Origin of the sequence: Actinobacillus capsulatus DSM 19761 (genome assembly GCF_000374285.1) — a bacterium.
Taxonomy (GTDB): domain Bacteria; phylum Pseudomonadota; class Gammaproteobacteria; order Enterobacterales; family Pasteurellaceae; genus Actinobacillus; species Actinobacillus capsulatus.
This window is the reverse complement of sequence record NZ_KB893942.1, coordinates 94668-105489: the sequence shown is the minus strand read 5'-3', so window position 1 is coordinate 105489 and position 10822 is coordinate 94668. Positions and strand designations below refer to the sequence as shown.

Annotated in this window: 9 protein-coding genes and 1 pseudogene; 8 read left to right on the top strand and 2 right to left on the bottom strand. The window is 39.8% G+C overall.

Annotated features, from left to right (window positions below; all coding sequences use genetic code 11):
* Positions 1 to 482 precede the first annotated feature (482 nt).
* Positions 483 to 1316: a DUF5718 family protein gene (locus C228_RS0109615; protein WP_018652408.1), complete on the top strand. Its 834-nt coding sequence runs from the start codon at positions 483 to 485 to the stop codon at positions 1314 to 1316.
* A gap of 134 nt (positions 1317 to 1450) precedes the next feature.
* Complete coding sequence (locus C228_RS0109610) at positions 1451 to 2287, top strand: DNA ligase (RefSeq protein WP_018652407.1); 837 nt, start codon at positions 1451 to 1453, stop codon at positions 2285 to 2287.
* Here C228_RS0109610 and C228_RS13605 read toward each other — a convergent pair.
* On the bottom strand, positions 2184 to 3164 hold the full coding sequence (locus tag C228_RS13605; RefSeq protein WP_018652406.1) for a LysR family transcriptional regulator: 981 nt from the start codon (positions 3162 to 3164) through the stop codon (positions 2184 to 2186). The two genes, C228_RS0109610 and C228_RS13605, sit on opposite strands and share 104 nt — an antisense overlap.
* Positions 3165 to 3396: 232 nt before the next feature.
* Here C228_RS13605 and ttdA point away from each other — a divergent pair, with 232 nt between their 5' ends.
* From ttdA to C228_RS0109575, 6 genes and pseudogenes are all read left to right on the top strand, one after another.
* Positions 3397 to 4299: a L(+)-tartrate dehydratase subunit alpha gene (gene ttdA / locus C228_RS0109600; RefSeq protein ID WP_018652405.1), complete on the top strand. Its 903-nt coding sequence runs from the start codon at positions 3397 to 3399 to the stop codon at positions 4297 to 4299.
* Positions 4296 to 4910, top strand: coding sequence for a L(+)-tartrate dehydratase subunit beta (ttdB, locus tag C228_RS0109595; RefSeq protein WP_018652404.1), 615 nt, complete (start codon positions 4296 to 4298; stop codon positions 4908 to 4910). The genes ttdA and ttdB overlap by 4 nt, the downstream gene beginning before the upstream one ends.
* Before the next feature lie 93 nt (positions 4911 to 5003).
* Positions 5004 to 6271: pseudogene (locus tag C228_RS13600) on the top strand (SLC13 family permease).
* Positions 6272 to 6453: 182 nt separating this feature from the next.
* Positions 6454 to 6711 carry an oxaloacetate decarboxylase subunit gamma gene (locus tag C228_RS0109585; protein ID WP_018652403.1) on the top strand — a complete coding sequence of 86 codons (258 nt, stop codon included), beginning with the start codon at positions 6454 to 6456 and terminating at the stop codon, positions 6709 to 6711.
* Between the two features lie 15 nt (positions 6712 to 6726).
* Entirely contained in the window at positions 6727 to 8520 is a 1794-nt protein-coding gene (gene oadA / locus C228_RS0109580; RefSeq protein ID WP_018652402.1) for a sodium-extruding oxaloacetate decarboxylase subunit alpha, read from the top strand.
* A gap of 16 nt (positions 8521 to 8536) precedes the next feature.
* Complete coding sequence (locus tag C228_RS0109575) at positions 8537 to 9844, top strand: oxaloacetate decarboxylase subunit beta (RefSeq protein WP_018652401.1); 1308 nt, start codon at positions 8537 to 8539, stop codon at positions 9842 to 9844.
* A gap of 89 nt (positions 9845 to 9933) precedes the next feature.
* On the opposite strand, the gene C228_RS0109570 is transcribed toward C228_RS0109575, so the two are convergent.
* Positions 9934 to 10770: a DUF72 domain-containing protein gene (locus tag C228_RS0109570; RefSeq protein ID WP_018652400.1), complete on the bottom strand. Its 837-nt coding sequence runs from the start codon at positions 10768 to 10770 to the stop codon at positions 9934 to 9936.
* Between the last annotated feature and the right edge of the window lie 52 nt (positions 10771 to 10822).

Genomic DNA, 10822 nt, shown 5'->3' with positions numbered 1-10822 from the left:
CTCTTCAATTCAAAAAGTTTAATCGCTCAATAAACTGCTTAGCTAAGTTTACATTCTACTTCTAAAGTAAAAATGAATTTCTAGTTTAAGCACCTATTAAGACTTCAAAATCAAAAATATTTTTTAATTAAGTCAATCAACAAGTGCCCACACAGATTGTCTGATAAATTGTTAAAGAACAAAAAACAACGACGCACTGCATTAAATCTAATTTCTCACAACAGTGCGTCGTTGTGTGGCATGCATTATAGAGAAATATGAAATCCTTGCAAGTACTTTTTGCAAAAAAATCTTGAAAAAGTGATTAAAAGAACATATTTGATACAATTCGAATATTTTTTATTACTTTATCTGTTAAAAAAGTAACAAACCCCATCTTTAAACGGCAAATAGCGCATTCTTACTTTTCCTAAAAATTCACTTTCTTTTTCTAAAATTAATCGCTACATTCCGTATAGTTTATTTATATAGAGGTAGATATTATGCAAAAAGAACATTTTATTGGTTTAGGCGTAGCGGGAAATTTTGCCGGTCATTTAGAACAAGCGGGTGAAGCGGCTGATTTCTTGCAAGTAAAGACGGAAGAAGCGATTCAACCGAAAGCGATTTTTCCTTTCTATGTCCCAAGCCAAACTTTAAACCCAACGGAACAATTCCTCGCAACTTATCCCCTATCTCACGATACGATTACTTTTCCAAATGATGCTGACAATCTGCAAATTGAACCGGAAGTTGCATTGATTTGCGAAATTGAATATCAAAACAATCAAGTCATTGCCCTCAAGCCTACTCATTTTGCCGCTTATAATGACTGCTCTATTCGCCGTCCGAATGCACGTAAAATTTGTGAAAAGAAAAACTGGGGCAATGCGTCAAAAGGGATCTCTGAAACATTGATTCCGTTAGATCATTTTGCACAAGGTGGTATTTTAGATACTTACAATATCGCTTGTTTCCATAAACGTGACGGTAAACTTAATGTATATGGCGAAGATAGCCCTGCTGTAAGTTATAGTTATTTTCATCAGAAACTATTGAATTGGATTGTAGATAAGATGAATAACCAACCGAACCAAGGACCGATGAATCATATTGCCGAATTACTTAAGCAAGCAAACTATCCGGCAAAAGCCATAATCAGTATTGGGGCTACTCGCTATACTGAATTTGGTGAAGCCAACTTCCTTCAAGTTGGCGATACAAGTATTGTGGTGGTTTACAATGCTAAACAATACTCAAATGAGCAAATTGGAGAAATGGCTAGCTCGGAACAATTTCCAGCAGACATCTCAGCATTAGTTCAAACTGTACGCTAATCAATCTTTTTCTATATAAGCGGTCTATTTTGGTAAAAATTTTGCGATCCTGATCGGAAAAATTTACTAAAAATCAGACTGCTTGCTTGATCCTCTATATATTGGTTTACCTCTTCTCTTAATAGGTAACGAATATGAAAACTCTCCTTTTTATACTTTTATGCTTCAGTACATCATTATTTGCCAAAACTCCGAATTTAATGTTACTAGATCAATACCGAGATCAAGAAATAAATGGCTGGGTAATGAGCGAAAAACTGGATGGTGTACGGGGCTATTGGGACGGCAAGCAACTTATCAGCCGCCAAGGTAATCCACTTGCGCCTCCGGACTACTTTATTAAAGATTTCCCACCGTTTGCAATTGACGGAGAACTTTTTAGCGAAAGAGGGAAATTTGAGGAAATCTCAAGTACAGTCAGAGCCAGTGAGCCTAAAGGCTGGTATAAGTTGAAACTTTATGTTTTTGATGTACCGAATGCCGATGGCAATTTGTTTGAAAGATTAACTAAATTGAAAAATTATCTTTCACAGCATCCTACCCCTTATATTCAAATCATTGAACAGATTCCGATTCAAGACAAAGCCCATTTAATGCAATTTTACCAGCAAGTACTTGCTCAACACGGCGAAGGCGTTGTGGTACGTAACCCGAATACTGCTTACATAAAAGGACGTTCTGCACAAATTCTCAAATTAAAACCCGTATTAGATGAAGAATGTACCGTCATTGCTCACCATAACGGCAAAGGGAAATATCGCGATAAACTGGGCGCAATCACTTGTGAAAACCAGCGTGGACGTTTCCGTATCGGATCCGGTTTTAAAGATAAAGATCGTGAAAATCCACCACCCATTGGGAGTTTAATTACTTATAAATATCGAGGACTGACCGAACAGGGGAAACCGCGTTTTGCCACATTTTTTCGGATGAGAACGGACATTGGGTCATCTCACGCAGTGTCTGAATAAATGCTCGAGCTGCACGTGATAAATAACTATCTTTACGATAAATAATCACAACTGTACGACGTATATCTAGCTCTCCGTAACATGGTTCTTTATCAAAATGATTTTTCGACACTAAGGTTTCAGGTAATAATGCTATCCCTAATCCTGCACCTGCCAATGCTTGAGCCGTTGTCATACTTTCTGTTTCTAATGCAATTTCAGGAACATAACCTGCTAACTCGCATTGCTGAATGAGCATCTCATGTAACTTATGGTTTTTATTCATTTTAATAAAACGGCTCTGTTTAAATTGATCTAAAGATACTCTTTGACTAAATGAATGATCTCCTGCTTTTAAACCTAGTTTTTTAGCAATTTTATGCTCCGGAGGAATTGCCAATAGCATTCTTTCTTCAAACAAAACTTCATAATCAAAATATTTTTCGTTAACCGGCAATAATGAAATGGCACAATCAGCATATCCATGCGTAACCATTTCCTCTAAATTACGAGTACTATCTTCTTTTAAAAGTACATCAATTTTGGGATATTTCTGACTGAAAAGCGGTAGCACTCTCGAAAGTAGGTAAGCACTACGAAATGGCGTACTACCGATCGTTACTCTTCCACGTTTGACATTCAAAATATCATCCACTTTCTGTTCAAATTGACGTTGAAGATTCATTATTGATTTGGCATTTTCCACATAAAGTTCACCGACATAGGTCAATTTCAATGGAGATACACTACGATCAAACAATGGTGAACCTACCTCTTCTTCCACTTTTTGAATAAATTGGCTCAATGACGGTTGGGAAATAAATAATTTTTTTGCCGCATTGGAAAAATTTCGCTCTTCCGCTACTTTTAATACGTATTTAAATTGCCGAAATTCCATCTTTTCTCCTCATTTTTTACCTTATAAGCGGTCGAAATTCATAAAATTTTTGCAAAAAATCCAGTAAACTCAACTATCTGATACATTATAGATTTTTACCTATACTTAGTATGTAAAAAATCGTATTGGACTTATTTTATATCTCTTCAGTATTATTCACCACATTAAAGTTTTGTTTAATTTAGTGGGAAGTCGAAAGGCTAAACAAATCAAATCTATAATGGAGTGATCTATGATAACAAAAGAAGAGAGAATACGTTATCTCACTGATACCATTGCGAAATTTGTCGGTTTTACAGGTAAAGTTTTACCGGACGATGTAATGGCAAAATTAGAAGAGTTACGTAAAAAAGAGGAAGAGCAATTACCGAAAATTATTTACGGTGCAATGTTTGATAACCAACGTCTAGCAAAAAAATTAAATCGTCCCAGCTGTCAAGACACTGGTGTGATTCAATTCTTTGTAAAATGTGGAGCGAATTTCCCTTATATTGGCGAACTTGAAGCTTTATTAAAAGAATCGGTTATTCAAGCAACTAAAGAAGCGCCTCTTCGTCACAATAGTGTAGAAACCTTTGATGAATACAATACTGGTTTGAACGTAGGTAAAGGCACACCAAGTGTATTTTGGGAAATTGTACCGGACAGTGACAAACTGGAATTAGATACTTATATGGCAGGTGGTGGCTGTTCATTACCGGGTCAAGCAAAAGTATTGATGCCAGGCGAAGGCTACGAAGGTGTAACTAAATTCGTATTAGATGTGATGACCAGTTATGGTTTAAATGCGTGTCCACCATTACTGGTTGGTGTAGGGATCGCAACTTCCGTTGAAACCGCAGCAGTGCAATCGAAAAAAGCATTATTCCGCCCATTAGGTGAACGTAACCCAAATGAAAAAGCGGCTTATATGGAGCAACTGTTAGAAGACGGAATCAATAGTATCGGTCTAGGTCCACAAGGCTTAATGGGCAGAATGTCAGTGTTAGGAGTAAACATTGAAAACACCGCTCGTCATCCTTCTGTTATCGGCGTAAGTGTAAACGTGGGCTGCTGGGCACATCGCAAAGGACATATTATTTTCGATAAAGACCTCAACTACACTATTACTTCACATTCAGGGGTAACATTATGAGCGACAAAAAAATCTTAACCACGCCAATCAAAGCAGAAGATCTTGAAGATATTAACATTGGTGACATCATTTACTTAAATGGTTATATCGTCACTTGTCGTGATGTAGCACACCGCCGTTTGATTAATCATGGACGGAAATTGCCAGTAGATATTAATGGCGGTGCAATCTTCCATGCAGGTCCGATTATTCGGCCGCTTGGTGATGCAAAATATGAAATGGTTTCGGTCGGACCAACGACCTCAATGCGAATGGAAAAATTTGAGAAAGAATTTATCAAGCAAACCGGCGTGAAAGTGATTGTCGGTAAAGGTGGGATGGGACAGGGTACAATGGAGGGTTGCCGTGATTATAAAGCGCTTCATTGTGTGTTCCCCGCTGGCTGTGCAGTACTAGCGGCAGAATGTGTAGAAGAAATCGTTGATGCCCAATGGAAAGACCTTGGTATGCCTGAAACGCTTTGGGTATGCAAAGTAAAAGAGTTTGGACCGTTAATTGTGTCCATCGACACTCATGGTCGCAACATTTTTGAAGAGAATAAGGTCATCTTCAATCAACGTAAAGACAAAGCAATCGAAAAAATCTGTAAACACGTTGATTTTATTAAATAATGATTAACGTCTATTAACATAGCCCCATACATACACTTGTGTGTATGGGGATTCTTATACCCAAAATTCAAAAATTCAATCTTGGAGGCAATTATGGCTACAAGTACGATAACGCTACTCTTTTTACTTTTCGCTGTCGTAATGTTTGTATGGGAAAAATTACCCCTCGCAGTCACCGCGATGATTGTGTGTATCGGTTTAATTTTAACCGGTGTACTTAGTCCTAAAGAAGCTTTTTTAGGTTTTGTGGACAGTAACGTGATTTTATTCGTTGGAATGTTCGTTATTGGTGGTGCATTGTTTGAAACAGGTATGGCAAATAAAATCGGCGGTTTAGTTTCAAAATTCGCCAAAACCGAGCGACAACTCACTATTGTCTTAATGCTTACTACAGGACTGATGTCAGGTGTATTATCTAACACTGGCACAGCAGCTATTCTAATTCCCGTCGTAGTGGGCATTGCCACCAAATCAGGATTTGCTCGTTCACGTCTGCTAATGCCGTTAGTTTTTGCAGCAGCAATGGGCGGTAATTTATCTCTTATCGGTGCACCCGGTAACCTAATTGCACAGGGTATTTTAGAACAAGTAAATCTCAGATTTGGTTTTTTTGAATATGCCCAAATTGGCTTACCTATTCTTATCGTCGGCATTATTTACTTCGTTTTGATTGGTTACCGCTTTTTACCGAATACCGAAAATTTAAGTATCGAAAATTCAATTTATAATAAAAAAGAAATAACTGATATCCCTACTTGGAAACAATGGCTTTCACTTGTCATCTTAGTCGGTACTTTATTAGCAATGGTACTTGAAGATGTAATAGGCATAAAACTCTATGTTTCAGCTTGCGTAGGTGCATTATTACTGTTGTTGCAGGAGTAATGAGTGAAAAACAAGCCTATGCATCTATTGATAGCCAAGTCATTTTCTTATTCGGTGGCACCTTAGCGCTTGCGACAGCATTAAACAATACTGGCGCAGGTAAAGATATTGCCAATTTTGTCATTAGTTTATTAGGTTCAAATCCAAGTCCATTTGCATTATTGGCTACCGTCTTTATCATTAGCTGTGTACTGACTAATTTTATGTCAAATACTGCAACCGTAGCATTACTCGCACCAATTTGTTTATCAATCGCCAGCTCATTGGAAGCAGATCCTCGTGCAGTACTAATGGCAACTGTTATTGGCAGTTCTTGTGCTTATGCAACACCAATCGGTATGCCTGCTAATACTATGGTGTTATCAATTGGCGGTTATAAATTTATGGATTATGTTAAAGCAGGCTTACCACTCATTATCGTCTCTACGATTGTAAGTTTAATTTTACTTCCTATTTTCTTCCCCTTTTTTCCATAAAAAAATATAAATAAGCGGTTAAATTTGGAGTAAAACTTGCAAAATATTCTCCAATTTCAACCGCTTCTTAATCAAATGAAGAAAAAATTTGTGAACTGCTCCGCATTTCTGAGCTAAACCATTTGCAGAAAAGCATTATCTTGCCTATCTTTAAAAGACATCACACAAATAAGGATATATTTATGACAAATGCAGAACTTTTTGGTGAAGGTATAAATTTGATGATTTCAGGAATGGGCTTCGTGTTACTTTTCCTTATCGTGTTAATTTATGCGATTAGTTTCATTTCTACGCTAATTAATAAATACTTTCCTGAACCTATCCCTGCCCCCGTAGCAAAACCTGTATCAAGCAGCACTCCAATCAATGATTTAGAACGTTTACGACCTGTGATTGTAGCCGCTATCGCTCATCACCGTCGCCAACAAGGATTAAAATAATAGAGGATTTTTATCATGACTATTCAAAACAAAAAAATTGCGATTACTGATGTTGTTTTACGTGATGCACATCAATCTTTGTTTGCGACACGCCTACGTTTAGACGATATGTTACCGATTGCAGCTGAATTAGATAAAATCGGCTATTGGTCTTTAGAGGCATGGGGCGGAGCAACATTTGATAGCTGTATCCGTTTTTTAGGCGAAGATCCTTGGGTACGTTTGCGTGAGTTGAAAAAAGCGATTCCAAATACACCACTGCAAATGTTATTACGCGGACAAAATTTATTAGGCTACCGCCATTACGCTGATGATGTGGTAGATCGCTTTGTAGAACGTTGCATCACAAACGGAATGGATGTGTTCCGTGTGTTCGATGCGTTAAATGACCCTCGCAATATGCAAGCGGCATTACAAGCGGTCAAAAAACACGGCGGTCATGCACAAGGTACGTTAAGTTATACCACCAGTCCGGTACACACCTTACAAACGTGGTTAGATGTGACCGAACAATTATTGGAAATCGGGGTAGATTCTCTCGTTATCAAAGATATGTCAGGTATCTTAACCCCAATGGCTGCGTACGAGTTAGTCAGTGAAATTAAAAAACGTTATGACGTAGAACTTCACTTACACTGCCACTCAACCACCGGTATGGCGGAAATGGCATTATTAAAAGCGATTGAAGCGGGTGTTGACGGTGTAGATACCTCTATTTCTTCAATGTCCGGCACTTATGGTCATCCGGCAACTGAATCTATTGTCGCAACACTTCAAGGCACGCCTTACGACACCGGTTTGAACATTCCTCAACTTGAAAAAATCTCAGCTTACTTCCGTGACGTTCGTAAAAAATATGCGAAGTTTGAAGGGCAATTACGTGGTGTAGACAGCCGTATTTTAGTTGCACAAGTGCCGGGCGGTATGCTAACTAACCTTGAAAGCCAGTTAAAACAACAAAATGCAAGTGACAAACTTGATCTTGTATTACAAGAAATCCCTCGCGTACGTGAAGATCTCGGTAATATTCCGCTTGTTACGCCAACATCTCAAATTGTCGGCACCCAAGCAGTAATGAACGTGTTAATGGGCGAGCGCTACAAAACCATCGCCAAAGAAACCGCCGGTATTTTAAAAGGCGAATACGGTCGTACGCCTGCGCCGGTTAATAAAGCGTTACAAGAACGTGTGCTTGAAGGTGCTGCGCCGATTACCGATCGTCCGGCAAACCATATCGCACCGGAAATCGATAAATTAGTGGCGGAAGTTACTGCACAGGCTAAAGAGAAAGGCATCACGCTTTCAGAAAATACGATTGATGACGTGTTAATCGTGGCATTATTCCAACAAGTCGGTTGGAAATTCTTAGAAAATCGTAATAATCCGACTGCCTTCGAACCGGCTCCGACCGCAGAAGTTGCAAAAGAAGCGGCAGAACCGACCGCTTCTCACACAGCAAAAGCAGGCGAACCAGCCGTTTATACGGTTGAACTTGAAGGCAAAGCCTTTGTGGTGAAAGTCAGTGAAGGTGGTGATATTACAAATATTGCACCGACAGCACCACAAGTTGCAGCTCCTGCAGCAACCAGTGCAAATGCTGAACCAGTCAAAGCACCGATGGCAGGTAACATTCTTAAAGTTGAAGTAACCGAAGGTCAACAAGTTGCGGAAGGTGATGTGTTATTAATTCTTGAAGCAATGAAAATGGAAACTCAAATTTGCGCACCAAAAGCCGGTAAAGTCCAAGGTATTGCGGCAAAACAAGGTGATGTCGTTGCAGTTGATCAAGTATTAATGAATCTTGCTTAAACGATAAGGAGTTGATATGGAAAGTATTATCGCTCTGTTTCAGGGCATGGGCATTATGCATATGGAGCTAGGACAAGCCATTATGATTGCGGTAAGTCTGCTATTGCTCTGGCTTGCAATTGCCCGTGGCTTTGAACCGCTCCTTCTCTTACCAATCGGCTTTGGCGGTTTGTTATCCAATATTCCGGAAGCCGGTTTGGCAATGACCGCTTTAGATAACCTGTTACATCACGGCACAACCGAACAGCTAGCGATTATTGCGGCGAAAGTAAATAGCACAAGTTTGGATGTACATAGCATTAAAGAAGCGATTGCACTAGTTGCTCCTTCGGTACAAAACGAGCTAGAAGTGATTGCCGGAGATATGGGCTATACCGCCGGTGTGTTAGCGCTATTCTATAAAGTGGCGATTGGTTATGGGGTTGCACCACTCATTATCTTTATGGGCGTAGGCGCAATGACGGACTTTGGCCCGTTACTAGCAAACCCTCGTACACTCTTATTAGGTGCAGCGGCACAATTCGGTATTTTCGCAACCGTACTTGGCGCTTTAGGTTTGAACTGGTTAGGTATTATTGACTTTACTCTACCGCAAGCCGCAGCGATTGGGATTATCGGTGGTGCTGACGGTCCGACCGCAATCTATCTGGCAAGTAAACTTGCGCCTGAATTACTCGGTGCGATTGCAGTAGCGGCTTACTCTTATATGGCGCTAGTGCCGTTGATCCAGCCGCCGATTATGAAAGCGTTAACTACAGATGCCGAACGTAAAATCCGTATGGTGCAATTACGCACAGTAAGCAATCGAGAAAAAATTCTGTTCCCGATTATCTTACTCTTATTAGTAGCATTATTACTGCCGGATGCAGCACCGTTACTCGGTATGTTCTGTTTCGGTAACTTAATGCGCGTCAGTGGCGTGGTGGAACGTTTGAATGATACGGCACAAAACGCGCTGATCAATATAGTAACAATTTTCCTTGGCTTATCGGTCGGTGCAAAATTAGTGGCGGATAAATTCTTACAACCACAAACTCTCGGTATCTTATTATTAGGTATCGTGGCGTTCTGTATCGGCACAGCGAGCGGTGTATTAATGGCGAAATTGATGAATAAATTCAGCAAAAACAAAATTAACCCGCTTATCGGTTCTGCCGGTGTCTCTGCCGTGCCAATGGCGGCTCGTGTATCAAATAAAGTCGGTTTGGAATATGACAAACAAAACTTCTTATTAATGCACGCAATGGGGCCAAACGTAGCCGGTGTAATCGGCTCTGCTATTGCAGCCGGTGTAATGTTAAAATACATTGCGGCGATGATGTAAAACCTTTCATATTACCCGCACTTCAAGTTTCTATCTTGAAGTGCGGGTTTCTTATTTCTAGCGACCAAACTCTTATTCACCTGAATTGGCTAAAACAAACTCGCTTGCTCTCCACTACGTTCATCTACCTCGGTTTTTACCTCAAATCCTAACTCGGCTAAATAGCCTTTAAGTGTTGCGATATTATAGAAAGAATGGCTCTTCGTCGTGTTTTGGAAGTAAAGATAAAGCACATCAAATGCATTGCGTTGTTGAAAAAGTAAATTTGCCAGTTGTTTTAACTCATCATCGCGATAGCGATAATCATGCCGTTCTGCGGCGAAATCCGCTTCCCACCAATTGGGGTTATGTCCGTGTAAACGTAAATAAGCCGTCTTCTGAAAACTCTGAAAATGAAACGCCGGCAAACCGATATTCTGCGGGTAATCAACATTACACCAAATCAAATTAGGCTGTTTAGCAAAGGTTTGAAACACCGGAGGAATATGCCAACTAACATGGCGAAATTCCACCGCCAACGGAAAATCGGCAAACCAGTGACAAAGTTGGGCAAGATAAAGACGGTTCGCCGGCGTACGGTCAAAAGTATGCGGAAATTGCACAAACAAATTAGCCAAACAATTTTGCTCGATAAGCGGCTGCAAAGCATCCAAAAAATAACGAGCTTGCTCAGCAGTAGCGGTACGGTTATGGCTAAAATCTTGATGCAATTTTACTGAAAATTTTAACCGCTTCTCCGCCTTTTCCACCATGCCTTGTAATGCCTTTTCACCAATAGGCGCATGAAAAGAACTATTGATTTCAACCGTATCGTAATGACAACTATAAATCGTTAAAAAATCACTTTTTGCCGTACCATGCGGATATAGCGTCCCAACCAAATCCGTGTCGCTATAACCGCCGGTACCGATGTAGATTTTAGGCATTGTGTTGTGCAATTCGCTTCTCCTTTAATACCAAATTCGGTAGTCATGGTAG